Below are 25,729 nucleotides of genomic sequence, written 5' to 3' on the forward strand. Positions count from 1 at the left end.
GGCGCACCGATATAAATAGGGTCATACCCCTTTTGTTTTTATTGCACCCTACCCCTGGTGGGGGTATTGTCCGTCTCCTGCACTGCAACATTACGACGCAGGCTCACTGCGGAGCGCGCCATGCCCCAAATTACCCCGATCGAATCCTGTCCCACGCCCAAGGCCACCCCTATCGATGCGTCCCGCATCGGTATGCCCGCGGCCCAGGGTCTGTACCACCCCAAGAACGAGCATGACGCCTGCGGCGTTGGATTCGTTGCGCACATCAAGGGCAAGAAAAGCCACGCGATCATCCAGCAAGGCCTGAAGATCCTTGAAAACCTGGACCACCGCGGCGCGGTTGGCGCGGACAAGCTGATGGGCGACGGCGCGGGCATCCTGATCCAGATTCCCGACACGCTCTATCGCGACGAGCTCAGCCAGCAAGGCATCATCCTGCCGCCTCCGGGCGAATACGGCGTGGCCATGGTGTTCCTGCCCAAGGAAACCGCCTCGCGCCTGGCTTGCGAGCAAGAGCTTGAACGCTCGGTGCGCGCCGAAGGCCAGGTCGTGCTGGGCTGGCGCAATGTGCCGGTGGACGTCGACATGCCCATGTCGCCCACCGTGCGCGACTGCGAACCCGTCATCCGCCAGTTGTTCATCGGCCGTGGCGCCGACGTGATGGTGCCGGACGCGCTGGAACGCAAGCTGTACGTCATCCGCAAGACCGCCAGCCACGCCATCCAGGCCATGCATCTGGCCCACGGCAAGGAATATTTCGTGCCGTCGGCATCGGTGCGCACCGTGGTCTACAAGGGCCTGCTGCTGGCCGACCAGGTTGGCCGCTACTACCGCGACCTGGCCGACACCCGCACGGTGTCCGCCCTGGCGCTGGTGCACCAACGCTTCTCGACGAACACGTTCCCCGCCTGGCCGCTGGCCCACCCGTACCGCATGATTGCCCACAACGGCGAAATCAACACGGTCAAGGGCAACTTCAACTGGCTGCGCGCCCGCGAAGGCATGATGCAGTCGGCCGTGCTGGGTGACGACCTGAAGAAGCTGTACCCCATCGTCTATGAAGGCCAGTCGGACACCGCGACGTTCGACAACTGCCTGGAACTGCTGGTGAATTCGGGCTACTCGCTGGCCCACGCCATGATGATGATGATCCCGGAAGCCTGGGAACAGCACACGCAGATGGACGAGTCGCGCCGCGCTTTCTACGAATACCACGCCGCCATGATGGAGCCGTGGGACGGCCCCGCCGCCGTCGCGTTCACCGATGGCCGCCAGATCGGCGCCACGCTGGACCGCAATGGCCTGCGCCCCGCCCGCTATCTGGTCACCGATGACGACATGGTCATCCTGGCGTCCGAAGCCGGCACGCTGTCGATTCCGGAAAACCGCATCGTCAAGAAGTGGCGCTTGCAGCCGGGCAAGATGTTCCTGATCGACCTGGAACAAGGCCGCATCATCGACGACGCCGAAATCAAGCTGCAACTGGCCAACAGCCGCCCGTACCGCCAATGGATCGAGCGCCTGCAGATCAAGCTGGAATCGCTGCCCGCGCCGCGCCAGACCGCCGTTGCCACGCAGTCGGCCGTGTCGCTGCTGGACCGCCAGCAAGCCTTCGGCTGGACCCAGGAAGACTACAAGTTCATCCTGGAACCCATGGCGTCCACGGGCGAAGAAGTGATCGGCTCGATGGGCAACGACGCCCCGCTGGCCGTGCTGTCCGACCGCGCCAAGCCGTTCTACAACTATTTCCGCCAGTTGTTCGCGCAGGTCACGAACCCGCCCATCGACCCCATCCGCGAACAGTTGGTGATGTCCTTGGTGTCGTTCATCGGCCCCAAGCCCAACCTGCTGGACATCAACAACGTCAATCCGCCGCTGCGCCTGGAAGTGTCCCAGCCGGTGCTGGACTTCGCCGCCATGGCGCAGATCCGCGACATCGAACAGGTCACGGGCAAGAAATTCCGCAGCTTCGAACTCGACATCACGTACCCCGCCGCCTGGGGCTCCGAGGGCATTGAAGCCCGCGTGGCCGCGCTGTGCGCGCGCGCCGTCGATGCGGTGCAAAGCGGCTACAACATCCTGATCGTGTCGGACCGCCTGGTCGACAGCGAGCGCGTGGCCATCCCCGCGCTGCTGGCAACGTCCGCCGTGCACCAACACCTGATCCGCGCCGGCCTGCGCACCAACACCGGCCTGGTCGTGGAAACCGGTTCGGCGCGTGAAGTGCACCACTTCGCGCTGCTGGGCGGCTACGGCGCCGAAGCCATCCACCCCTACCTGGCGCTGGAATCGCTGGGCAAGATGAATGACCCCGAAAAGGCGGTCAAGAACTTCATCAAGGCCATCGGCAAGGGCTTGAACAAGGTCATGTCCAAGATGGGCATTTCGACCTATATGTCCTACACCGGCGCGCAGATCTTCGAAGCCGTGGGCCTGCAAAGCAAGCTGGTGGACAAGTACTTCACCGGCACCTCGTCCAACATCGAAGGCATCGGTATTTTCCAGGTGGCCGAAGAAGCGCTGCGCCAGCATCGCGCTGCTTTCAGCACCGACCCGGTGCTGGCCAACGACCTGGACGCGGGCGGCGAATACGCCTACCGCGTGCGCGGCGAAGAGCACATGTGGACGCCGGATTCCATCGCCAAGCTGCAGCACGCCTCGCGCGCCAACAACTACCGCACGTACAAGGAATACGCGCAGATCATCAACGACCAAAGCCGTCGCCACATGACCTTGCGCGGCCTGTTCGAGTTCCGCTTCGACCCCACGCGCGCCATTCCGCTGGATGACGTGGAATCGGCCAAGGACATCGTCAAGCGCTTTGCCACCGGCGCCATGTCGCTGGGTTCGATCTCGACCGAAGCGCACTCGGTGCTGGCCGTGGCCATGAACCGCATCGGCGGCAAGTCCAACACCGGCGAAGGCGGCGAAGACGAACTGCGCTACCGCGCCGAAATGCGCGAAGGCAAGAGCACCATCAAGGATGGCGACACGCTGGCCTCGCTGCTGGGTTCGGACCGTATCGAAGCCGACGTTGCGCTGAAGAAGGGCGACTCGCTGCGTTCGAAGATCAAGCAGGTGGCGTCGGGCCGTTTCGGCGTGACCGCCGAATACCTGTCGTCCGCCGATCAGATCCAGATCAAGATGGCCCAGGGCGCCAAGCCCGGCGAAGGCGGCCAGTTGCCCGGCCACAAGGTGTCGGAATACATCGCCAAGCTGCGCTATTCCGTGCCGGGCGTGGGCTTGATTTCGCCCCCGCCGCACCACGACATCTATTCCATTGAAGACCTGGCCCAACTGATCCACGATCTGAAGAACGTGAATTCCAAGGCCTCGGTGTCGGTCAAGCTGGTGTCCGAAGTGGGCGTGGGCACGGTGGCCGCCGGTGTTGCCAAGGCCAAGGCCGATCACGTTGTGATCGCCGGCCATGACGGCGGCACGGGCGCATCCCCGGTGTCGTCCATCAAGCATGTGGGCACGCCGTGGGAACTGGGCCTGGCCGAAACGCAGCAGACGCTGGTTTTGAACCGCCTGCGCAGCCGCATCCGCGTGCAGGCCGACGGCCAGATGAAGACCGGCCGCGACGTCGTCATCGGCGCGCTGCTGGGCGCGGATGAATTCGGTTTCGCGACGGCGCCGCTCGTCGTTGAAGGCTGCATCATGATGCGCAAGTGCCACCTGAACACCTGCCCGGTGGGCGTGGCCACGCAAGACCCGGTCCTGCGCAAGAAATTCCAGGGCAAGCCGGAACACGTCGTGAACTTCTTCTTCTTCATCGCCGAAGAAGTGCGCGAGATCATGGCGCAGTTGGGCATCCGCAAGTTCGACGACCTGATCGGCCGCGCCGATCTGCTGGACATGCGTTCGGGCGTGGAACACTGGAAAGCGCAAGGCCTGGACTTCGCCCGCGTGTTCCATCAAACGCAGTCCGACGCCGATGTGCGCCAGACCGAAGAGCAGGACCACGGCCTGGCCAACGCGCTGGACCACCAATTGATCGACCGCAGCCGCCCCGCGCTTGAGCGCGGCGAGAAGGTGTCGTTCATCGTACCGGTGCGCAACCGCAACCGCACGATCGGCGCCATGCTGTCGGGCGCCGTGGCCTCGCGCTATGGCCACGACGGCCTGCCGGACGACACCATCCACATCCAGTGCAACGGCACCGCCGGCCAAAGCTTCGGCGCGTTCCTGGCGCACGGCATCACGATGGACCTGGTGGGCGAAGGCAACGACTACGTCGGCAAGGGCTTGTCCGGCGGCCGCATCATCGTGCGCTCGCCCAATGACTTCCGCGGCTTCGGCCCCGACCACATCATTGCCGGCAACACCGTGCTGTACGGCGCGTTGGCGGGCGAGGCGTTCTTCAACGGCGTGGCCGGCGAACGTTTCGCAGTGCGTAACTCGGGCGCGGCGACGGTTGTGGAAGGCACGGGCGACCACGGCTGCGAATACATGACGGGCGGCACGGTCGTGGTGCTGGGCGCCACGGGCCGTAACTTCGCGGCCGGCATGTCGGGCGGCGTGGCCTACGTGTGGGACCCGGAACGCACGCTCAAGCACCGCGTGAACCTGTCCATGGTGGAACTGGAAAGCGTGGCGCCGCATGCGGAACAGCAAGCGCTGAACAACATCGACATCTGGCACAGCGCGCAGCGCGGTGGCGAACGCGAGACGGATGAAACCATCTTGCGCCGCCTGGTGGAAGACCACTTCCGCTACACCGGCAGCTACCGCGCCCGCGAAATCCTGGGCGACTGGGAAGCCTCGCGCGGCAAGTTCGTAAAGGTCATGCCGACGGACTACCGTCGCGCATTGGGTGAAATGTGGCGTGCGGCCAATCAGCAACAATTGGCTGCGTGAGGAATACCATGGGAAAGATAACTGGCTTTATGGAATTTCAGCGTCTGCAGGAGGCCTCCGAGGCCCCGCAGAAGCGGCTGAAGAACTGGCGCGAATTCGTGCTGCACCTGACGGATGACCAGGCCAAGCAGCAAGCCGCGCGCTGCATGGACTGCGGCATCCCGTTCTGCAACAACGGCTGCCCGGTCAACAACATCATCCCTGACTGGAATGACCTGGTGTACAAGCAGGACTGGCGCCGCGCGCTGGACGTGCTGCACTCCACCAACAACTTCCCCGAGTTCACCGGCCGCATCTGCCCGGCGCCATGTGAAGCCGCCTGTACCTTGAACATCAACAGCGACGCCGTGGGCATCAAGTCCATCGAGCACGCGATCATCGACAAGGGCTGGGAAGAAGGCTGGGTGGCGCCGCTAGTGCCGGCCCGCAAGACGGGCAAGAAGGTCGCGGTGGTGGGCTCCGGCCCCGCCGGCATGGCGTGCGCACAGCAACTGGCGCGTGCCGGCCACTCGGTGACGCTGTTCGAAAAGAGCGACCGCATCGGCGGCCTGCTGCGCTACGGCATCCCCGACTTCAAGCTGGAAAAGCACCAGATCGACCGCCGCATCTCGCAGATGGAAGCGGAAGGCGTGGAGTTCGCGCCGTCCACCTACATCGGCAATCCGAAAGACCCCGTGGCCGACGGCCTGACGGTGCGCACGCCGGAATCGCTGAAGGCGGAATTCGACGCGATCGTCATGACGGGCGGTTCGGAAACGCCGCGCGACCTGCCGGTTCCGGGCCGCGAATTGTCGGGCGTGTATTTCGCCATGGACTTCCTGCGCCAGCAGAACAAGGCCGTGGCGGGTGACCGCCTGACGAACCAGACGCTGGCCAAGGGCAAGCACGTTGTCGTGATCGGCGGCGGTGATACGGGTTCGGACTGCGTGGGCACCAGTAACCGCCATGGCGCGGCCTCGGTCACGCAATTCGAGCTGATGCCGCAACCGCCCGAATCCGAAAACAAGACCATGACGTGGCCGTACTGGCCGTTGAAGATGCGCACGTCGTCGTCGCACGAAGAAGGCTGCGAGCGCGACTGGTCCGTGACCACCAAGCTGCTCAAGGGCAGCAACGGCAAGGTCGAAAAGCTGGTCGGCGCGCGCGTCGAATGGTTCAAGGACGACGCCACCGGCCAGATGAAGATGCGCGAAGTCGAGGGCTCGGAGTTCGAGATCAAGGCTGACCTGGTGCTGCTGGCCATGGGCTTTGTGTCGCCGGTGCAGACCGTGCTGGAGTCCTTCGGCGTGGATCGCGACGGGCGCGGCAACGTGCGCGCCAACACCGACGACTACCGCACCAACGTGGAAAAGGTCTTCGCGGCGGGCGACATGCGCCGTGGCCAATCGCTGGTGGTCTGGGCCATCCGCGAAGGCCGCCAATGCGCACGCTCGGTGGATGAATTCCTGATGGGCAGCAGCGAACTGCCGCGCTGATCCTCAGGCTCTGCAAAACCCATTCGCCGCCTTCGCGCTGTAGCGCCAAGGCGGCGAATGCTATTTGGGAACGCGGCGACCAGATGGCATTGCAGGTTGGACGCAGGCAGGCGCCCAGGTGCTGGCGTAGGATGGGTGTAGCGCGGATGAAGCGTTAAAAGAACGCTGCCCGCCAACGCGCGCAACCCATCATGCAGCGCTCGCAATGTGGCTGCTCTTTCAGAAGAACCCGGCGTTGCTTGATGGGTTTCGCGCGATCTGCGTTGGCGTTCTCTTTTTGAATCTCTCGCGCTACACCCATCCTACGGTGCGTCGCGAAGCGGCGGTTGCCTCGGCGCGGTTGCGCAAGGTGCTGGCGTAGGATGGGTGAAGCGCGGATGAAACGATAGAAGAATGCTGCCCTCCAACGCGCGCAACCCATCATGCAGCGCTTGCAATGTGGCTGCTCTTTCAGAAGAACCCGGCGTTGCTTGATGGGTTTCGCGCGATCTGCGTTGGCGTTCTCTTTTTGAATCTCTCGCGCTACACCCATCCTACGGTGCGTCGCGAAGCGGCGGTTGCCTCGGCGCGGTTGCGCAAGGTGCTGGCGTAGGATGGGTGAAGCGCGGATGAAACGATAGAAGAATGCTGCCCTCCAACGCGCGCAACCCATCATGCAGCGCTCGCAATGTGGCTCCTCTTCAGAAGAACCCGGCGTTGCTTGATGGGTTTCGCGCGATCTGCGTTGGCGTTCTCTTTTTGAATCTCTCGCGCTACACCCATCCTACGGTGCGTTTGCAAAGCTCCTGTTGCCGCGCCGCCACGGCGCGGTCCGCATCTTTTCACGGCTTGATACACGTCAATCGAGCCAGGCGCCAGGTCTGAGAACCTGTGGCCTCACCCTCATGGAAAGATCGGAGAAGAAAAATGTTTTCGCTGAACGGGCGTATCCGCGCCACCGCCATCGCCGGACTGATCGCCGCCGGCGGGCTTGCCGCCCCGGCGCACGCGCATGAAGCGGGCGACGTGCTGTTCCGGGTGGGCGTCACGCAGGTTCGCCCCTCGTCCAACAACGGCACCGTACTCGACGGCAGCGTCAAGCTGGACGCCAACAACAACGTGCGCCCCAGCTTCACGCTGGGCTACATGGTGACGCGCAACATCGGGATTGAACTGCTGGGCGCGTGGCCGTTCCAGCATGACGTCAGCGGCAGCGGCCTGGGCAAGATCGGGTCCAGCAAGCAACTGCCACCCACGCTAAGCCTGCAATGGCACATCTTGCCGGACAGCATGATCCAGCCTTACATCGGTGTCGGCATCAACTACACGCACTTCTTCGACACCCAGGCCGAAGGCGCGCTGAAGGGTTCGGACTTGAAGATGGGCGATTCCTGGGGCGTGGCCGCGCAACTGGGCGCGGACTTCAAGATCAATGAACGCTGGTTCATGAACGCGGACATCCGCTACATCGACATCAAGTCGAAGGTGAAGCTGGACGGCCAGCACATCGGCACCGCGCGCATCGACCCCTGGGTGGCGACGCTGGGCGTCGGCTACCGCTTCTGATCAGTGGCAGGACCGGTTGCGCGCGACATGCCGCGCAACCCACATCCAGATCAATTGCCTTCAGGCTGCAACTGCCGACGCAGCGCCTGCAGCGCGGGTGTGTCGTCATCCGCGCGCCAGACCAACTGCGTGCGCGCCTGCCCGTACGGGCCGGACAAAGCACTGACGCGCACGGAATGCTCCGCCCCCAACACCGCCAACACCGAACGCGGCACGATGGCCACGCCAGAGCCCGCGGCCACACACGCCACGATGGCGTGATACGACGCAAATTCCATCACGCGCCCCGGCGCCACGCCTTCGTGGTTCAGCCAGGATTCCAGGATGCGCCGATACGAGCACCCCGCTGCGAACGCGATCACCGTGCGGCCGCCCACGTCGCGGGCGCCGTCGATGTCGCCCCAGGCCAGCGGCGAGATCAACGCCAAGTCTTCATCGAAGGCATCCATCGCAGCCAGGCCCTCGTCGGGAAACGGCTGGGCCACAAAAGCGGCTTCGATCTCGTAGTTGCGCACCTTGGCCGCCAGCGCGCCCGACGTGCCGGTGACAAGTTCAATGCCCACTTGCGGCCAGGCCGCGTGATAGGCCGCCAGAATCGGCGGCAAGCGCGCGGCCGCCGTGCTTTCCATGGTGCCGATGCGCAGCACGCCTTGCGGCGCGCCATCGCGCACGGCGGCCTGGGCTTCGTCGGACAGGCGCAAGAGGCGGTCAGCGTATGACAGCAGCACCCGCCCCTGATCCGACAGCACCAGCCGGCGATTCTGACGCCGGAAAAGCGGGGCGTTCAACGACGCCTCCAACTGCTTCAAGCGGGTCGACACGTTGGACTGCACCCGGTTCAAGTGCGCGGCGGCGCGCGCCACGCCGCCCTGGTCGGCCACCGCTTTGAAAATCTGCAAGGCATCGAGATCCAAGTTTCTCATTTCAAGAACCTGTGTTCTTAATAATTCACTATTAAAGATATAAGTACAGCCGTAGAGTGGGCGCATGTCAACGCCTGCTTACCCTTCCGTTTCCGATTCCCGCAGCGCGGCCAGCCTGGCTTGGCCGGCCGCGCTGGCGCTGGCCGCCGCCATGGGCATCGGCCGATTCGCCTTTACGCCGGTGTGGCCGCTGATGGCGCAGGAAGGCGGGTTGTCGCTGGCCCAGGGAAGCTGGATTGCATCGGCTAACTACGCCGGCTACCTGTTGGGCGCGCTGGCCGCCGTGGCCTGGCCAGTGCGCCACGCCCGCGCCCAGCTTGCCATCAGCCTGCTGGCCGTGGCGCTTTTGACCCTGGCGATGCCGCTCGCGCATAACGTGGCGGTCTGGTGCGTGCTGCGGCTTGCCGCCGGTTACGCCAGCGCCAGCGCCTTCATCTGCGTGGCCTCCAGCCGCGTCGTGCCCCAAGGAGACCCGCGCGAACCCGCCACGGCGGCGCTGACCTACGCCGGCGTGGGGGCCGGTATCGCGCTGACGGGGCTGGCTTGCCTGGCTTTGATGGCCTGGCAGGTGGGGGCCGACGGCAATTGGCTGATGCTGGGCGCGCTGACACTGGCGCTGTCCGCCATGGCTTGGCCGGGCCTGAACCGGCCGGCGGTAGCCGCGGCGCCGACCGCGCCAAACGCTGCGAACGACGCAATCTCCTCAAATGCTGCGAACGCCGCAATTGCCCCAGACGCTGCAGTTGCCCCGAGCGCTGCAAACGCTGCAAACTCCCCAAGCGCTGCAAGCGCCCCAAACACACCGACCGCGCACTTGCCCCGCGTCATCCCCCGGCTGGCGATGCACTACGGCGTGTTCGGCGTCGGCTACATCATTCCCGCAACATTCCTGCCCGCCATGGCCAAGCAGGTGATCCCCAACCCCGCGATCTTCGGCTGGGCCTGGCCGCTATTTGGCCTGGCGGCGGCGGTGTCTTGCCTGCTGGTGCCCCGCCTGGCGCGCGGACGCGACGAAAAGCGCGTCTGGCAAGCTGCACAGGCGCTGATGGCCGCCGGCATGCTGGCGGCGGCGCTGTGGCACCACATTGCCGCCGTGATTGTGGCCGCGCTGCTGGTGGGCGGCACCTTCATGGTGATTACTCAGGCCGGCATATTGACGGCCCGGCGCATGGCGGGGGCCGCTGCCCCGCGTGCCGCCGCCATCATGACCGCCGCCTTTGCAGCGGGCCAGATCCTGGGACCGCTCCTGGCATCGTGGGCGGCCCACTGGGGCGCTGGCCTGGCGCAGGTGCTGGGCGGCGGCGCGGCGCTGCTGGCGCTGTCGGCCTGGCGGTTGGGAAAAATCACGACAGAAGGCGAAGGCGCTGGGCATAATGCGATCGGCCCCAAGGGCTGTATCCATTAAAAAGAGAACGAGGAGTCACCCAGCATGAAAGCACTGCGCCCCCTGATTGCCACCCTGGCGGCTGTTACCGCCTTCAGCGGCGCCGCCCACGCCCAAGCCACCGACTGGCCCGCCAAGCCCATCACCATGATCGTGCCCTACGCACCGGGTGGCTTTGCAGATACGCGCGTGCGCCTCCTGGCGCGCAAGCTGGGCGAATCGCTGGGGCAACCCATCGTGGTTGAAAACAAGGCGGGCGCGGGCGGCGTGGTCGGCACCAACCTGATCGCGAAGGCCGCGCCTGACGGCTACACCATCGGCACGGGCAACCTGGCGCCCATGGCGGTCAACCCGACGCTGATGAAGGACATGCCCTACAGCCCGCAAAAGGACTTGGCGCCGATCATCCTGATCGAGAACAGCCCGCTGGTGCTTAGCGTGAACAACGAGCTGCCGGTCAAGACGCTGGACGACCTGATCGCGCTGGCCAAGAAGCAACCCGGCAAGCTGTCGTTCGGCTCGTCCGGGGTGGGCGGCGCGCATCACCTGTCGGGCGAAATGTTCCGTGAACAAGCCAAGATCGACATCGTGCACGTGCCCTACAAAGGCGGCAGCTTGGCCGCCACCGACTTGATGGGCGGCCATATCTCGATGATGTTCGAAATGGGCTATTCGGCGCTGCCGGCCATCCAGGGTTCCAAGATCCACCCCATTGCCGTCACGTCCGCCAAGCGCCTGGCCGTGTTGCCCAATGTGCCGACGATGGCCGAATCGGGCCTGACCGGCTTTGAGTCCTACAACTGGCAAGGCATCGTCGCCCCGGCCGGCACGCCCGCGCCGATCATCGCCAAGCTGAACGCCGAGTTCAACCGCATCCTGAAACAACCGGACGTGCAAAAGGCCATTGCCGACACCGGCAGCCAGGCCGGCGGCGGCACGCCCGAGGAATTCGCGGCCTTCATCAAGAGCGAAACCGAAAAGTGGGCCCACGTCATCAAGGCTGGAAACATCCAGCTTCAATAACCCAAAGGAGTCACCCCATGTCCCCCCGTCTGCTTGATCTGCTGAAGCTGGACCATCCCATCATCCAGGCGCCCATGGCTGGCGGCGCCACGACGGTGGAGCTGGTGTCGGAGGCATCCAAGGCGGGGGTCCTGGGATCGCTTGGGGCGGCTTACATGAGCCCGGCGCAGATTGAAGCCGCCGTGGTCGGCATCCGCGCCCAAACGGACCGGCCGTTCGCGATCAACCTGTTCGCCACCGTGCCGGACCAACCAATGCAGGGCGATGCCAACCGAATGCTGGCCTTGATGGCCCGCTACCACGCGCAATTGGGCCTGCCGGCCCCGACCATGCCGGGTCCGCAGGCGGATCCGCTGCCCGGCCAGATCGACGCCATCCTGCGACTGCGCCCCGCCGTCTTCAGCTTCACGTTCGGCCGCATCGCCCCCGATGTCCTGGCGCGCTGCCGCGAACTGGGCATCCTGACGGTGGGCACCGCCACCACGGTACGCGAAGCGGTCACGCTGGAGCAGGACGGGGTGGACGCCGTGGTGGCCCAGGGCGCGGAAGCGGGCGGGCATCGCGGCACGTTCCTGGATGGTTTCGAGCAATCGCTGATCGGCACCATGGCGCTGGTGCCCCAGATGGCGGACGCGGTCTCGCTGCCGGTGATCGCGTCCGGCGGCATCATGGATGGCCGTGGCATCGCCGCCTCGCTGGCGCTGGGCGCCCAGGCGGCACAAATGGGGACGGCCTTTCTGACGACCGATGAATCCGGCATCAGCGACGCCTACAAGGCCGTGCTGCCGGCATCGCGGTCGGAACAATCGCGCGTGACCCGGGCGTTTTCCGGCCGCCCCGCGCGCGGCATCGCCAACGCCTTCATGCAGGACGCGGACGCCATCGCGGCCGACATCCTGCCTTATCCGCTGCAAAACGCCCTGACGCGCCCGATGCGCACGGAAGGCGGCAAGGCGGGAAACATCAATGTTCTGTCCCTGTGGGCGGGTCAGGCCGCGCCGCTGGCCCGGCGCGAGTCCACGGCGGACCTGGTCCGCCGCCTGGCGCGGGAATTCGCCACTGCGCAGGCGCGCCGCTAGGCGCGGGCAGGCGGCATCCCGGTCTCCCCCCGGCAAGCCGGGGCGGGCCGAATTGTCCCCCATGCCGAAAACACTGTTCCACGGGCGGCCCCTTACATTGTGATTACAAAGCGTCGAGCTACAATGGCGCCTCGCCGCTGGGAGCCATGGTCTGTCTTGGCCCCCGCACCTGAGTAACCGGGCGCTTCCCGCCGCCGCTTGTCTCGCCCCCGCAGCCTCGGCTATCCGCCCTGCGGATCGACAAGCCGACAGGGCAAGCTCCGCCACCGAAACACCCTTTCGTTGCCCATGCCCGCTCAATCAAGCAGCACCCCGGAATTCGCCCTGCGCCTGGACGGTGTGGCGCTAGGCTATGGTGATTTCACCGTCTTGCGCGACATCTCCATGGACGTGCGCGCGGGCGAAGTGGTCGCCATCATGGGCGGCTCGGGCTCGGGCAAGACCACGCTGTTGCGCGCGGCCACCGGCCAGCTCATCGCCCGGCAAGGCCAGGTGCATGCATTCGGCCAGGACATCAGCCGCGCCAACCCCGACGAATTGCAGGCCCTGCGCAAGCGCATGGGCGTGCTGTTCCAGCAAGGCGCGCTGTTCACCGATCTGAACGTCTTCGAAAACGTCGCTTTCCCGCTGCGCGAACACACCCGCCTGTCCGAAGCCGACGTTACCGAGCGGGCACTGGACAAACTCGACGCCGTTGGCCTGCGGGCTGCCGCGCATCTGAAGGTTGCCGAAATCTCCGGCGGCATGGCGCGGCGCGTGGCCTTGGCGCGCGCCGTGGTGCTGGAACCCGAACTCATCCTGTACGACGAGCCCTTTGCCGGACTGGACCCGATCTCGCTGGGCATTACCGCCCGCCTGATCCGCCACCTGGCCGACCGCCTGGGCTGCGCCTCGGTGCTGATCACCCACGACGTTCAAGAATCCTTTTCCATCGCCGACCACGTGTACCTCGTCGGCCAGGGCAAGCTGGCCGCGGCCGGCACGCCTGAAACGCTGTCGGCGTCGCAAGACCCCTATGTCCAGCAATTCCTGAAAGGCGAACCCGACGGCCCGGTCGCGTTCCAGTACCCCGAGACACCCGCTTTCCAAAAGTGGCTGTCCCAACAGAAAGGGCGCAAAGAATGAGCGGTTCCAACAACGCGGTCGACGCGGTGGGCGGCTGGGTGCGCAAGCAAGTCTCCGGCATCGGCTTTTTCACCCGCTTTTTCGGCGGCATGCTGGCGCGCAGCGGCATCGTGTTCTCGCGGCCGCGCCTGGTGTCGCAGCAAGTCCATTTCATCGGCAACTATTCGCTGCTGATCATCGCCGTGTCGGGCATGTTCGTGGGCTTCGTGCTGGGGCTGCAAGGCTATTACACGCTGAACCGCTACGGCTCCGAAGAAGCGCTGGGCCTGCTGGTGGCGCTGTCGCTGGTGCGCGAACTGGGGCCTGTCGTCACGGCGCTGCTGTTCGCGGGGCGGGCGGGCACGTCGCTCACCGCCGAGATCGGCCTGATGAAGGCGGGCGAGCAACTGGCCGCCATGGAAGTCATGGCGGTCGACCCCATCCGCCGCGTGCTGGTGCCGCGCCTGTGGGGCGGCATCATCGCCATGCCTATTTTGGCGGCGGTGTTTTCCATGGTGGGCATCCTGGGCGGCTGGGTCGTCGGCGTCGTGATGATCGGCGTGGACGCGGGCGCTTTCTGGTCGCAAATGCAAAGCGGCGTCGACGTCTGGAAAGACGTGGCCAACGGCGTCATCAAGAGCGTGGTGTTCGGCATCACGGTCACACTGGTCGCGCTTTACGAAGGCTGGCAGGCCAAGCCCACCCCGGAGGGCGTTGCGCGCGCCACCACGCGCACCGTGGTCGTGGGTTCCCTGGCGGTACTTGGGCTGGACTTCCTGCTCACCGCCTTGATGTTTGGAAATTGAAACGGATTGATCATGTCACGCGAAAAAACCGACTTCTGGGTAGGCCTGTTCGTATTGCTGGGCGCGGTCGCGCTGGTGTTCCTGGCGTTGCGGGCCGGCAACCTCAGCACCTTTTCCTTCGCCCCCACCTATACGCTTTCCGCCAATTTCGATAACGTAGGCGGCCTCAAGCCGCGCGCGGCCGTCAAGAGCGCGGGCGTTGTGGTGGGCCGCGTGTCCAGCATCACCTTCGACGACAAGACCTTCCAGGCGGTCGTGTCGGTGAACCTGGAAAAGGCCTATCAGTTTCCGAAAGACTCGTCGGCCTCGATCCTCACATCCGGCTTGCTGGGCGAGCAGTACCTGGGCTTGACGGCGGGTAGCGAAGAAGAGAACTTTACCGACGGCGGAAAAATCCGCTATACACAGAGCGCGGTTGTGCTGGAGCAGTTGATCAGCCAGTTCCTGTACGGGTCCGCCGAAAAAGAAGGCACCACTTCGCCTGAACCTGCCGCGAAAGCGCCAAATTAAAGACGATGCGCAACGGGCCGTAACGGGCCGCGCCTCGACATCGCCGTAACATAAGAATCGTTGATAGGGATCTCCTGATCATGAACAAGAACGCACTTTCCCGAATTGCCACCATCGCGGCGGCGGGTGTCCTGATGGCCGGCTGTGCCGCGCCGCAGAACCCGGACCCGCGCGATCCGTGGGAAGGCTTCAACCGGGGCGTTTACAAGTTCAATGACACGGTCGACCGCGCGGTATTCAAGCCGGTGGCCCAGGCCTATACCTACGTCACGCCGCAGCCCGTGCGCAGTTGCGTGCACAACATCTTCAGCAACATGACCGACCTCTGGTCGGGCACGAACAGCTTCCTGCAAGGCCGTGGCCACGACTTCGTGAACACGCTGGGCCGCTTCCTGTTCAACACCACCATGGGCGTGGGCGGCTGCTTTGACGTGGCCTCGGCCAATGGCGCGCGCAAGATCCCGAACGACTTCGGCACCACGCTGGGCGTGTGGGGCTTTGGCCAGGGCCCGTACCTGGTGCTGCCGATCTTTGGTTCGTCGTCCGTGCGCGACGGCGTCGGCCTGGCCGGCGACTTCGCCGGCACCACCTACGGGTACATGGGCATCGACTCCATCGACAACGTGCGCCTGCGCAACTCGCTGTGGGGCCTGCGCCTGGTCGACACCCGCGCCAGCCTGCTGGACGCCACCGACACGGTCGACCGCGTGGCCCTGGACCCGTACAGCTTCATCCGCGACGCCTATCTGCAACGCCGCAACGCCATGGTGATGGGCCACCGCGTTGACGACGAAAGCTCGTTGCCCAACTACGAAGACGACGAGGACGATGCCCCTGCCGCCGGCAAGGCCGCCCCGGCGCCGGCGCCCGCAACCAAGTAAGCTGTGGCCTTGCGTTCATCGGTACAGTAAGGAGTTTTGATGCGATTTGCTTTTGTTTCCCTGTTGCAACGCCTGGCCTTCGCGGGCCTTGTCGGCCTTGTTGCGGCCGGCGCTGCCCAGGCCAAGCCCGATCCCAATGGCCCGCCCGACCAATTCGTCATCGCCACGGCCAATGAGGCCCTGGACGTGCTGAAGGCCGACGGTGCCGTCAAAGCCGGCAACACCGCGCGCATCAACGAAGTGGTGAACCAGCACATCCTGCCGTACGTCAACTTCCAGAAGACCACACGCCTGGCCGCCGGCCGCTTCTGGCGCCAGGCTTCCGAGCAGCAAAAGACCGAACTGGCCGATGCGTTCCGTGGCACGCTGGTTCGTACCTACAGCGGCGCGCTGACGCGCGTCACGCCCGACACCTCGGTCAAGGCGCTGCCGTTCCGTGGCGATCCCAAGGCCGACGACGTGGTCGTGCGCACGCTGATCAGCCAGTCCAACGGCCAGCCCACCGGCGTGGACTACCGCCTGGAAAAGACCCCGCAAGGCTGGAAGATCTACGACATGAACGTCGAAGGCATCTGGCTGATTGAAAACTACCGCAACCAGTTTGCGCAGCAGATCAACCAGAGCGGCATCGACGGCCTGATCCAGGCACTGAACAAGCGCAACCAGTAAGCGCAAGGTTTCGGCTGCTTTCGGCCCGGCGCGCCCTCAGTGGCCCGCCGGGCCGATTATTTCGGGGACGTATAACCTGTGCATCCCCCACGCTCGCCGGGGCCATAGGCGCTTGCCGTCACGGCGCGCTTATATAATGATCAATTCGCTCTTTTCCGGGCAACACCCGCCGTCATGTCAGCCGTCAGTCTCGAAAACGTCTCCAAGATCTACTCGCCGCGCCAGCGCGGCTGGCAAAAGCTGCTTGGGCGCAAGCCCACCCCCGGCTTCCAGGCGCTGGACAACGTCAGCCTGAACATCGAGCACGGCGAATTCTTCGGCCTGCTGGGGCCCAATGGCGCGGGCAAGACCACCCTGATTTCGATTCTTGCCGGTTTGGCGCACGCCACTTCCGGCCGGGCCAGCGTCTGTGGCTATGACGTCGTCACCGACTACAAGGCCGCGCGGCGTTCGCTGGGCGTCGTGCCCCAAGAGCTGGTCTACGACCCGTTCTTCACCGTGCGCGAAACGCTGCGCATCCAGTCCGGCTACTTCGGCCTGCGCAACAACGACGACTGGATCGACGAAATCCTGTTCAACCTGGGCCTGGCCGACAAGGCCGACAACAACATGCGCGCGCTGTCCGGCGGCATGAAACGCCGCGTGCTGGTGGCGCAAGCGCTGGTGCACCGCCCGCCGGTCATCGTGCTGGACGAACCCACGGCGGGCGTTGACGTCGACCTGCGCCGCACGCTGTGGGAATTCATTTCGCGCCTGAACAAGGCCGGCCACACCATCATGCTGACCACGCATTACCTGGAAGAAGCGGAAGCCCTGTGCGGCCGCATCGCCATGCTCAAGCGCGGCCGCATCGTCGCGCTGGACACCACGCAGGCGCTGATGGCGCGCGTGGGCGGTGTCGACCTGGAAGACGCTTTCGTGCGCATCATGCACCAAGGCGACGAACCCGCCGCGCCCGCTCTGCAACCTGAAGAGATCTCGTCATGACGCAGTCCAACGCGACCGCCAGCCAGCCGCTGGTGCAGCCCCGCCTGGATGCGGGTTCCGGCTTTCCCACCCTGCTGCGCAAGGAATTGCTGCGCTTCTGGAAGGTGGGTTTCCAGACCATCGCCGCGCCCGTCATCACGGCGCTGCTGTATCTGCTGGTTTTCGCGCACGTGCTGGAAGGGCGCCTGATGGTGTATGGCACCGTGCCCTACACCGCGTTCCTGATCCCCGGGCTGATGATGATGAGCATGCTGCAAAACGCCTTCGCCAACCCGTCCTCGTCTCTGATCCAAAGCCGCATCACGGGCAACCTGGTCTTCATGCTGCTGCCGCCGCTGTCGCACCGCGACATCTTCGGCGCCTTCGTGCTGGCGGCCATCGTGCGCGGCCTGACGGTGGGCGTGTTCGTCTGGTTCGTGGCGCTGTGCTTTGTGTCGCTGGTGCCGGCCAACCCGCTGTGGCTGCTGGTCTTCGCGGTGCTGTCCTGCGGCATCATGGCGGTGCTGGGCGTGGTCGCGGGCCTGTGGTCTGAAAAATTCGACCAACTGGCCGCCTTCCAGAACTTTTTGATCATGCCCGCGACGTTCCTGTCCGGCGTGTTCTATTCCATCCACACCCTGCCGCCGTTCTGGCAGGCCGTGTCCCACTGGAACCCCATCTTCTACGCCATCGACGGTTTCCGCTACGGATTCTTCTCGGTGTCGGACGTCTCGCCCTGGCGCAGCCTGGCGGTGGTGACGGGGGTATTCCTGGCGCTCTCGCTTTACGCGCTGCGGCTTCTGGCCAGCGGCTACAAACTCAGGAACTGACGTCCATGCTTCCCACTCCCGCGCAAGTCCGCCAATACATTGCGGACGGCCTGTCCTGTGAACATCTTGACGTACAAGGCGACGGCTCGCACTTCGACGCCGTCATCGTCAGCGCGGCCTTCGAAGGCAAGCGCCTGATCCAGCGTCATCAAATGGTCTACGCCGCCCTGGGCGACCGCATGAAGGCCGAGATCCACGCCCTGTCGATGCGCACACTGACTCCCGACGAATACCAGCAAGCAGGCAAGTAATGGATAAGCTGCGCATCACCGGCGGTACGCCACTACACGGCGAGATCTCGATTTCCGGCGCCAAGAATTCGGCCCTGCCGATTCTGTGCGCCGGCCTCTTGACCGCCGACGCGCTGACGCTGACCAACGTGCCGCACCTGAATGACACGGCCACGATGCTGCGCCTGCTGGCGCGCATGGGCATGCAAGCCACGCGCGGCACCGACGGCGTGGTGACGCTGCAAGCGGACCGCGTCGACAACCTGGAAGCGCCGTACGACCTGGTCAAGACGATGCGCGCGTCGATCCTGGTGCTGGGCCCCTTGCTGGCCCGCTTCGGCGAAGCCCGTGTCAGCCTGCCGGGCGGCTGCACCATCGGCCAGCGGCCGGTGGACCAGCACATCAAGGGCCTGGCCGCGCTGGGCGCGGAAATCAGCATTGAACACGGCTTCGTCGTGGCGCGCGCCAAGCGCTTGAAGGGCGCGTCCGTGCGCACCGACATGGTCACCGTCACCGGCACCGAGAACCTGCTGATGGCCGCCGTGCTGGCCGACGGCCAGACCGTGCTGGAAAACGCGGCTTGCGAACCGGAAGTGGTGGACCTGGCCGAACTGCTTATCAAGATGGGCGCCCGCATCCAGGGCCACGGCACCGGCCGCATCGTGATCGACGGCGTTGAGCGCCTGCATGGCGCCGAGCACCGCGTCATCTCCGACCGCATTGAAGCCGGCACCTTCCTGTGCGCCGTGGGCGCGGCGGGTGGCGACATCCGCCTGACCAACACCGACCCCGCCATCCTGGGCGCCACGCTGGACAAGCTGGCCGACGCCGGCCTGACCATCGAAACCGGCCCCGACTGGATCCGGGGCGCGATGTCCACGCGCCCCAAGGCCGTCGGGTTCCGCACGCATGAATATCCCGGCTTCGCCACCGACATGCAGGCCCAGGTCATGGCGTTGAACGCCGTGGCGGAAGGCACGTCCGTCATCGTCGAAACCATCTTCGAAAACCGCTACATGCACGTGCAGGAACTGCGCCGCATGGGCGCCGACATCGACATCGACGGCCACACCGCCGTGGTGCGTGGCGTGAAGCGCCTGTCGGGCGCCACCGTCATGGCCACCGACCTGCGCGCGTCAGCCAGCCTGGTCATCGCCGGCCTGGCGGCCGACGGCGACACGCTGGTCGACCGCATCTACCACCTGGATCGTGGCTACGACCAGATGGAAGTCAAACTGCGCGCCCTGGGCGCGAATATCCAACGCGTGACCGGCAAGGAACAGGCATGAAATGTAGTAGCCCCCACGCTACGCCTTCGGCTTGCTGCCCCCCGAGTGGGTCCGTTCATTTTGAGGCTGCCCGGCAATGAACAATGCCACCACGATGAAGCCCCTGACCCTGGCGCTGTCCAAGGGTCGGATTTTTGAAGAAACCATGCCGTTGCTGGCCGAAGCCGGCATCGAAGTCACGGAAAGCCCGGAAAGCTCGCGCAAGCTGATCCTGCCGACCAGCGACCCCGGCCTGCGCCTGATCATCGTGCGCGCCTCCGACGTGCCCACCTACGTGCAATATGGCGCGGCGGACCTGGGCATCGCGGGCAAGGACGTGCTGATCGAGCACGCCAAGGAGCAGCCCGGCGGCCTGTACCAGCCCATCGACCTGAACATCGCCAAATGCCGCCTGGCCGTGGCCGTGCGTAACGGCTTTGACTATGAAGGCGCGGTGCACCAGGGCGCGCGCCTGCGCGTGGCCACCAAATACGTGCACTCAGCCCGTGAACACTTCGCGGCCAAGGGTGTGTACGTGGACATCATCAAGCTGTATGGTTCGATGGAATTGGCGCCGCTGGTTGGCCTGGCCGACTGCATCGTGGACCTGGTGTCCACCGGCGGCACGCTACGCGCCAACGACTTGGTTGCAGTGGAAGACGTCATGCCGATTTCGTCGCGCCTGATCGTCAACCAGGCCGCGCTGAAGACCCGCGGCGCCCGCCTGCAACCCTTGCTGGACGCCTTCGAAAGAGCCGCCTCCCGCAACGCCTGACCCCCGCCCGCCGCGACCTCGCGGCGGCCGCTTTCCGCTTTGCTCCATGACGCCATGGCCCTGATCAATCGTCTCGACTCCCGCGATCCCGGATTCAAATCCGCCCTGTCCAAGCTGCTGGCCTTCGAGGCCACCGAGGACGAGTCCATCGACCGTGCCGCCGCCGGCATCCTGGCTGACGTGCGCGCGCGTGGCGACGCCGCGCTGGTGGAATACACGCAGCGCTTTGACCGCATGCCGGCCGCCTCGGCCGACACGCTTGAAATTCCCAAGGCCGATTGGCACGCCGCGCTGGCCACCTTGCCCACCGCGCAGCGCAACGCGCTGGAAGCCGCCGCCGACCGCGTGCGCGGCTATCACGAGCGCCAGCTTGCCCATACCTGGACCTACACCGAAGCCGACGGCACGATGCTGGGCCAACAGGTGACGCCGCTGGACCGCGTGGGCCTGTATGTGCCGGGCGGCAAGGCCGCCTACCCGTCGTCGGTGCTGATGAACGCCATTCCCGCCAAGGTCGCGGGGGTGCAGGAACTGGTCATGGTGACGCCCACGCCCGACGGCGTGCGCAACCCCATCGTGCTGGCGGCAGCCGCCATCGGCGGCGTGGACCGCGTGTTCGCCATCGGTGGCGCGCAAGCCGTGGGCGCGCTGGCCTACGGCACCGCCACCGTGCCCGCCGTAGACAAGATCGTCGGCCCCGGCAATGCCTATGTGGCCGCCGCCAAGCGCCGCGTGTTCGGCGTGGTCGGCATCGACATGATTGCCGGCCCCAGCGAAATCCTGGTCATCTGCGACGGCAAGACGCCGGCCGACTGGATCGCCATGGATCTGTTCTCGCAAGCCGAGCACGACGAATTGGCGCAATCCATCCTGCTCTGTCCGGATGCGGCCTTCATCGAAGAAGTCGAAGCCGCCATCGCGCGTCTCTTGCCCACGATGCCGCGCGCCGACATCCTGCGCGTCAGCCTGGCCAATCGCGGTGCGCTGATCCAGGTCCAAAGCCTGGAAGAAGCCTGCCAGATCGCCAACGACATCGCGCCCGAGCACTTGGAAATTTCCACCGAACAGCCTGAAATCTGGACCGCCAAGATCCGCCACGCCGGCGCCATCTTCATGGGCCGTTTCAGCTCGGAAGCGCTGGGCGACTACTGCGCCGGCCCCAACCACGTGCTGCCCACGTCGCGCACCGCGCGCTTTTCGTCGCCGCTGGGCGTGTACGACTTCCAGAAGCGTTCCAGCCTGATCCAGGTGTCGCACCAAGGCGCGCAAACGCTGGGCCGCATCGCCGCCGAACTGGCGCTGGGCGAAGGCCTGCAAGCGCACGCCGCCAGCGCCCAGTACCGGATCGACAAGCCATGAGCGCGGCCCCGGCGGCAAGCGTCGCTGGCCGCATCCAAGGCACCTTGCGCGCGGACGTCCTCGCACTGGCCGCCTATCCGGTCGCCCACGCGGATGGCTGCATCAAGCTGGACGCGATGGAATGCCCGTATGAACTGCCCGACGAGGTGCGCGAGGACATCGCCCGCGCCGTGCGCGACACGCCGCTGAACCGCTATCCCGCCGCCGATCTGTCCGCCTTGCAGCAGGCGGTGAAGGCCGGGTTCGGCGTGCCCGACGCGGCCGACGTGCTGTTTGGCAACGGCTCGGACGAACTCATCCACATCATCGTCCAGGCCTGTTGCAACCCGGGCGACGTGGTGCTGTCGCCGTGGCCGTCGTTCGTTTACTTCGACATGGCGGCGCGCTTTGACCACGCCCGCTTTGTCGGCGTGCCGCTGACCGAGGATCTGACCCTGGATCTGCCGGCGATGCTGGCCGCCATCCGCGAACATCAGCCCAAGGTGGTGTTCCTGGCCGTGCCCAACAACCCCACCGGCGGCCTCTGGTCCGACGAAGACGTGCAGGCCATCATCGCCGCCGCCCCCGGGCTGGTGGTGCTGGACGAGGCCTATCAGCCCTTCGCCGACCGCACCTGGATGCCGCAAGTGCTGGACGCCCCCAACGTGGTCGTCATGCGCACGGTGTCCAAGATCGGCCTGGCCGGCCTGCGTTTCGGCTATCTGGCCGGCCATCCCGACTGGATCGCCGAACTGAACAAGCTGCGCCCGCCCTACAACCTGGACGTGCTGACGCAGGCCACGCTGATGGCGGTGCTGCGCCACAAGCCCGTGCTGGACGAACAGGCCGCGCGCCTGCGCGCCGACCGCGGCCCGCTGGCCGACGCGCTGGCCGCCTTGCCCGGCGTCAGGGTATTCCCTTCCGCCGGCAACTTTGTGCTTGCCCGCTTTTCCGGCAAGCTGGATGGCAACGCCGTGCATCTTGCGCTGAAAACGCGCAAAATATTGATTCGCAACTTTTCCAACGCCCATCCGCTCCTGGCAAACTGCCTGCGCATCTCGGTGGGCGCCCCGGCCGAGAACGCCGCCTTGCTGGCTGCCCTGCAAGAGATTTTGAGTACTTAACATGCGTACCGCAGAGATCACCCGCAACACCAACGAAACCCGCATCCGCGTGGCCATCAACATCGACGGCACCGGCAAGCAGACGATCGATACGGGCGTGCCGTTCCTGGACCACATGCTGGACCAGATCGCGCGCCACGGCCTGATCGACCTGGACATCAAGGCCGAGGGCGACCTGCACATCGACGCGCACCACACCGTGGAAGACGTGGGCATCACGCTGGGCATGGCCATTGCCAAGGCCGTCGGCACCAAGGCCGGCCTGCGCCGCTACGGCCACGCCTACGTGCCGCTGGACGAAGCCCTGTCGCGCGTCGTGGTGGACTTCTCGGGCCGCCCCGGCCTGGAATATCACATCCCGTTCACGCGCGCCCACATCGGCAATTTCGATGTAGACCTGACGCGCGAGTTCTTCCAGGGCCTGGTCAACCACGCCCTCATCACCCTGCATATCGACAACCTGCGCGGCTTCAACGCCCACCATCAGGCTGAAACCGTGTTCAAGGCCTGTGGCCGCGCCCTGCGCATGGCCATGGAAGTCGATCCGCGCATGGGCGACGTCGTGCCCTCCACCAAGGGCGTGCTGTAACGTTCGCCAACCCCAACGCAGCAGGCAAAAGAAGTGACCACTATCGCCATCGTTGACTACGGAATGGGCAATTTCCACTCCGTCGCCCGCGCCCTGAAGTTCGCCGCGCCCGACGCGGACATCCGCATCTGCAACCAGCCTCAAGACATTGACGCGGCCGACCGCGTGGTGTTTCCCGGGCAGGGCGCCATGGCGGACTGCATGCGCACCCTGAATGAATCCGGCCTGCGCGAAGCCGTCGTGCGCGCTGCCCGCAACAAGCCCTTGCTGGGCGTGTGCGTGGGCGAACAGATGCTGTTTGATTCCAGCGAAGAAGGCGGCACGTCGTGCCTGGGCCTGTTCCCCGGCGTGGTGCGCCGTTTTTCGGGCCCCCGCTTTGCCGACCTGATTCCCGCCGATGACGAAGCCTGCCTGGCCGACACCGGCGACGCGGGTCTGGCCGACACCCGCCCGGAACGGCTCAAAGTGCCGCACATGGGATGGAACAAAGTCCGCCAGACGCGCTCTCATCCCATCTGGGCCGGTATTCCGGACGACACGCACTTCTATTTCGTCCATAGTTACTACGCCGATCCGGATGATTCCAGCCTGACAGTTGGTGAAACCGATTACGGAGTCGCCTTTACCTGCGCGGTGGCGGCGGCTAACATTTTCGCGGTGCAGTTCCACCCCGAGAAGAGCGCCGAGCACGGTTTGCGCCTGTATCGCAATTTTGTAGACTGGCAGCCGTAGGTCACTGACCTGCATGCGCCAGCCCATTCAACCCCTCTTTCTTTTTTGCTGCCCACCATGCTGCTGATCCCCGCCATCGATCTCAAAGACGGGCGCTGCGTGCGCCTGCGCCAGGGTGACCTGGACGATGCAACGGTGTTCTCCGAAGACCCCGCCGCCATGGCCACTCGCTGGCTAGACCAGGGCGCGCGCCGCCTGCATCTGGTCGACTTGAACGGCGCCGTTGCCGGCAAGCCGAAGAACGAAGCGCCCATCAAGGCCATTCTGGAGGCCGTCGGCGACGACATCCCCGTCCAGATCGGCGGCGGCATTCGCGACCTCGACACCATCGAACGCTACCTTGACGCCGGCATTTCGTACGTCATCATCGGCACCGCCGCGGTCAAGAACCCGGGCTTCCTGCAAGACGCCTGCGGCGCTTTCCCCGGCCAGATCATCGTTGGCCTGGACGCCCGCGACGGCAAGATCGCCACCGACGGCTGGAGCAAGCTGACCCGCCACGACGTGCTGGACCTGGCCAAGAAGTTCGAGGACTACGGCTGCGAGGCCATCATCTACACCGACATCGGCCGTGACGGCATGCTGTCGGGCGTCAACGTCGAAGCCACGGTCCGCCTGGCCCAACACGTGCGCATTCCCGTGTACGCCTCGGGCGGCATCGCCGGCATCCAGGACATCGAAGCCCTGTGCGCCGTCGAGGAAGAGGGCGTCGAAGGCGCCATCCTGGGCCGCAGCATCTACGAAGGCACGCTTGATTTCCAGGCAGCCCAGGCTCGCGCCGACGAATTGGCAAAATGACCATTCCCTCCAGCAGCACCGAGGCCGGCGCGCCCGTACAAAGCGCGCTGACCCGCCGCATCATCCCCTGCCTTGACGTCACCGCCGGCCGCGTCGTCAAGGGCGTGAACTTCGTCAACCTGCTGGACGCGGGCGACCCCGTCGAGATCGCCCGCCGTTACAACGAGCAGGGCGCCGACGAGCTCACCTTCCTGGACATCACCGCCACCAGCGACGGCCGCGACCTGATCCTGCCCATCATCGAGCAGGTGGCGTCCCAGGTGTTCATCCCGTTGACGGTGGGCGGCGGCGTGCGCCAGGTGTCCGACATCCAGCGCCTGCTGAACGCCGGCGCCGACAAGATCAGCATCAACAGCGCCGCCGTGGCCAACCCCGAACTGGTTCGGGCCGCGTCCGACTACCACGGCTCGCAATGCGTGGTCGTGGCCATCGACGCGCGGCGCGTGTCGGCGGAAGGCGAACCGGCGCGCTGGGAAGTCTTCACGCACGGCGGCCGCAAGGCCACCGGGCTGGACGCCGTGGCCTGGGCGCGCCGCATGGCCGCCTACGGCGCGGGCGAAATTCTCCTGACCAGCATGGACCGCGACGGCACCAAGTCCGGTTTCGACCTGGAACTGACGCGCGCCGTGTCCGACGCCGTGCCGGTGCCCGTCATCGCCTCGGGCGGCGTGGGCAACCTGCAACACCTGGCCGATGGTGTCACCACCGGCCGCGCCAGCGCCGTGCTGGCCGCCAGCATCTTCCACTTTGGCCAGCACACCGTTGGGGAGTGCAAGCGCTTCATGGCCGAACAAGGCATTTCCGTACGCTTGGATTAACT

General features: G+C 65.5%; 25 protein-coding genes. 24 read left to right on the forward strand and 1 reads right to left on the reverse strand.

The annotated features are described in order from the left end of the window. The first annotated feature begins 120 nt into the window (after window positions 1-120). The 5 genes from CVS48_RS05015 (at window position 121) to CVS48_RS05025 (ending at window position 7,880) form a co-directional block, all read left to right on the forward strand. Window positions 121-4,860, forward strand: a complete 4,740-nt coding sequence (locus CVS48_RS05015) for a glutamate synthase-related protein (protein WP_100853515.1) — start codon at window positions 121-123, stop codon at window positions 4,858-4,860. Between the two features lie 8 nt (window positions 4,861-4,868). Beyond that, entirely contained in the window at window positions 4,869-6,335 is a 1,467-nt protein-coding gene (locus CVS48_RS05020) for a glutamate synthase subunit beta (protein WP_100853516.1), read from the forward strand. A 205-nt stretch (window positions 6,336-6,540) separates the two neighbouring features. Next, window positions 6,541-6,696, forward strand: coding sequence for a hypothetical protein (locus CVS48_RS29155; RefSeq protein WP_157814451.1), 156 nt, complete (start codon window positions 6,541-6,543; stop codon window positions 6,694-6,696). A 75-nt stretch (window positions 6,697-6,771) separates the two neighbouring features. Then, entirely contained in the window at window positions 6,772-6,927 is a 156-nt protein-coding gene (locus CVS48_RS29160; RefSeq protein WP_157814451.1) for a hypothetical protein, read from the forward strand. Between the two features lie 314 nt (window positions 6,928-7,241). After that, window positions 7,242-7,880 carry an OmpW/AlkL family protein gene (locus tag CVS48_RS05025; protein ID WP_100853517.1) on the forward strand — a complete coding sequence of 213 codons (639 nt, stop codon included), beginning with the start codon at window positions 7,242-7,244 and terminating at the stop codon, window positions 7,878-7,880. A gap of 50 nt (window positions 7,881-7,930) precedes the next feature. Here the strand turns inward: CVS48_RS05025 and CVS48_RS05030 are convergent, their stop codons facing one another. Further along, on the reverse strand, window positions 7,931-8,803 hold the full coding sequence (locus tag CVS48_RS05030) for a LysR family transcriptional regulator (RefSeq protein WP_100853518.1): 873 nt from the start codon (window positions 8,801-8,803) through the stop codon (window positions 7,931-7,933). Window positions 8,804-8,867: 64 nt separating this feature from the next. Here CVS48_RS05030 and CVS48_RS05035 point away from each other — a divergent pair, with 64 nt between their 5' ends. The 19 genes from CVS48_RS05035 to hisF all read left to right on the forward strand — a co-directional run bounded on the left by CVS48_RS05035 (window position 8,868) and on the right by hisF (window position 25,727). Next, window positions 8,868-10,208 carry a YbfB/YjiJ family MFS transporter gene (locus CVS48_RS05035; protein WP_100853519.1) on the forward strand — a complete coding sequence of 447 codons (1,341 nt, stop codon included), beginning with the start codon at window positions 8,868-8,870 and terminating at the stop codon, window positions 10,206-10,208. A gap of 24 nt (window positions 10,209-10,232) precedes the next feature. After that, complete coding sequence (locus CVS48_RS05040) at window positions 10,233-11,210, forward strand: Bug family tripartite tricarboxylate transporter substrate binding protein (protein ID WP_100853520.1); 978 nt, start codon at window positions 10,233-10,235, stop codon at window positions 11,208-11,210. 17 nt (window positions 11,211-11,227) lie between these two features. After that, window positions 11,228-12,289, forward strand: coding sequence for an NAD(P)H-dependent flavin oxidoreductase (locus tag CVS48_RS05045; protein ID WP_100853521.1), 1,062 nt, complete (start codon window positions 11,228-11,230; stop codon window positions 12,287-12,289). Between the two features lie 288 nt (window positions 12,290-12,577). Then, a complete protein-coding gene (locus tag CVS48_RS05050) occupies window positions 12,578-13,414 on the forward strand; it encodes an ABC transporter ATP-binding protein (RefSeq protein WP_100853522.1) in 837 nt (278 codons plus the stop codon). Then, complete coding sequence (mlaE, locus tag CVS48_RS05055) at window positions 13,411-14,199, forward strand: lipid asymmetry maintenance ABC transporter permease subunit MlaE (protein WP_100853523.1); 789 nt, start codon at window positions 13,411-13,413, stop codon at window positions 14,197-14,199. The genes CVS48_RS05050 and mlaE overlap by 4 nt, the downstream gene beginning before the upstream one ends. Window positions 14,200-14,211: 12 nt before the next feature. Continuing rightward, the gene (gene mlaD / locus CVS48_RS05060; protein WP_100857516.1) at window positions 14,212-14,709 is read left to right on the forward strand and encodes an outer membrane lipid asymmetry maintenance protein MlaD; all 498 of its coding nucleotides are present in this window, start codon (window positions 14,212-14,214) and stop codon (window positions 14,707-14,709) included. A gap of 80 nt (window positions 14,710-14,789) precedes the next feature. Next, entirely contained in the window at window positions 14,790-15,590 is an 801-nt protein-coding gene (locus CVS48_RS05065; RefSeq protein WP_100853524.1) for an MlaA family lipoprotein, read from the forward strand. Between the two features lie 39 nt (window positions 15,591-15,629). Beyond that, complete coding sequence (locus CVS48_RS05070; protein WP_100853525.1) at window positions 15,630-16,259, forward strand: MlaC/ttg2D family ABC transporter substrate-binding protein; 630 nt, start codon at window positions 15,630-15,632, stop codon at window positions 16,257-16,259. Between the two features lie 174 nt (window positions 16,260-16,433). Continuing rightward, window positions 16,434-17,246, forward strand: a complete 813-nt coding sequence (locus CVS48_RS05075) for an ABC transporter ATP-binding protein (RefSeq protein ID WP_100853526.1) — start codon at window positions 16,434-16,436, stop codon at window positions 17,244-17,246. Further along, on the forward strand, window positions 17,243-18,055 hold the full coding sequence (locus CVS48_RS05080) for an ABC transporter permease (protein WP_100853527.1): 813 nt from the start codon (window positions 17,243-17,245) through the stop codon (window positions 18,053-18,055). Before CVS48_RS05075 ends, CVS48_RS05080 begins: the two co-directional genes overlap by 4 nt. A gap of 5 nt (window positions 18,056-18,060) precedes the next feature. After that, complete coding sequence (locus tag CVS48_RS05085; RefSeq protein WP_046805270.1) at window positions 18,061-18,306, forward strand: BolA family protein; 246 nt, start codon at window positions 18,061-18,063, stop codon at window positions 18,304-18,306. Then, window positions 18,306-19,574, forward strand: a complete 1,269-nt coding sequence (gene murA / locus CVS48_RS05090; RefSeq protein ID WP_100853528.1) for a UDP-N-acetylglucosamine 1-carboxyvinyltransferase — start codon at window positions 18,306-18,308, stop codon at window positions 19,572-19,574. Before CVS48_RS05085 ends, murA begins: the two co-directional genes overlap by 1 nt. A gap of 76 nt (window positions 19,575-19,650) precedes the next feature. Beyond that, window positions 19,651-20,328, forward strand: a complete 678-nt coding sequence (gene hisG / locus CVS48_RS05095; RefSeq protein ID WP_100853529.1) for an ATP phosphoribosyltransferase — start codon at window positions 19,651-19,653, stop codon at window positions 20,326-20,328. Between the two features lie 54 nt (window positions 20,329-20,382). Continuing rightward, the gene (hisD, locus tag CVS48_RS05100) at window positions 20,383-21,687 is read left to right on the forward strand and encodes a histidinol dehydrogenase (RefSeq protein WP_100853530.1); all 1,305 of its coding nucleotides are present in this window, start codon (window positions 20,383-20,385) and stop codon (window positions 21,685-21,687) included. Next, window positions 21,684-22,790: a histidinol-phosphate transaminase gene (hisC, locus tag CVS48_RS05105; RefSeq protein WP_100853531.1), complete on the forward strand. Its 1,107-nt coding sequence runs from the start codon at window positions 21,684-21,686 to the stop codon at window positions 22,788-22,790. Before hisD ends, hisC begins: the two co-directional genes overlap by 4 nt. A gap of 1 nt (window position 22,791) precedes the next feature. Beyond that, entirely contained in the window at window positions 22,792-23,379 is a 588-nt protein-coding gene (gene hisB / locus CVS48_RS05110) for an imidazoleglycerol-phosphate dehydratase HisB (protein ID WP_006216836.1), read from the forward strand. Window positions 23,380-23,412: 33 nt separating this feature from the next. Beyond that, window positions 23,413-24,111, forward strand: coding sequence for an imidazole glycerol phosphate synthase subunit HisH (gene hisH / locus CVS48_RS05115; RefSeq protein ID WP_100853532.1), 699 nt, complete (start codon window positions 23,413-23,415; stop codon window positions 24,109-24,111). A gap of 57 nt (window positions 24,112-24,168) precedes the next feature. Then, window positions 24,169-24,909, forward strand: a complete 741-nt coding sequence (gene hisA, locus CVS48_RS05120; RefSeq protein ID WP_046805342.1) for a 1-(5-phosphoribosyl)-5-[(5-phosphoribosylamino)methylideneamino]imidazole-4-carboxamide isomerase — start codon at window positions 24,169-24,171, stop codon at window positions 24,907-24,909. Then, window positions 24,906-25,727 carry an imidazole glycerol phosphate synthase subunit HisF gene (hisF, locus tag CVS48_RS05125; RefSeq protein WP_100853533.1) on the forward strand — a complete coding sequence of 274 codons (822 nt, stop codon included), beginning with the start codon at window positions 24,906-24,908 and terminating at the stop codon, window positions 25,725-25,727. Before hisA ends, hisF begins: the two co-directional genes overlap by 4 nt. The last annotated feature ends 2 nt before the right edge of the window (window positions 25,728-25,729 follow it).

This window comes from Achromobacter spanius, assembly GCF_002812705.1.
In the GTDB taxonomy this organism is placed as follows: Bacteria; Pseudomonadota; Gammaproteobacteria; order Burkholderiales; family Burkholderiaceae_B; genus Achromobacter; species Achromobacter spanius.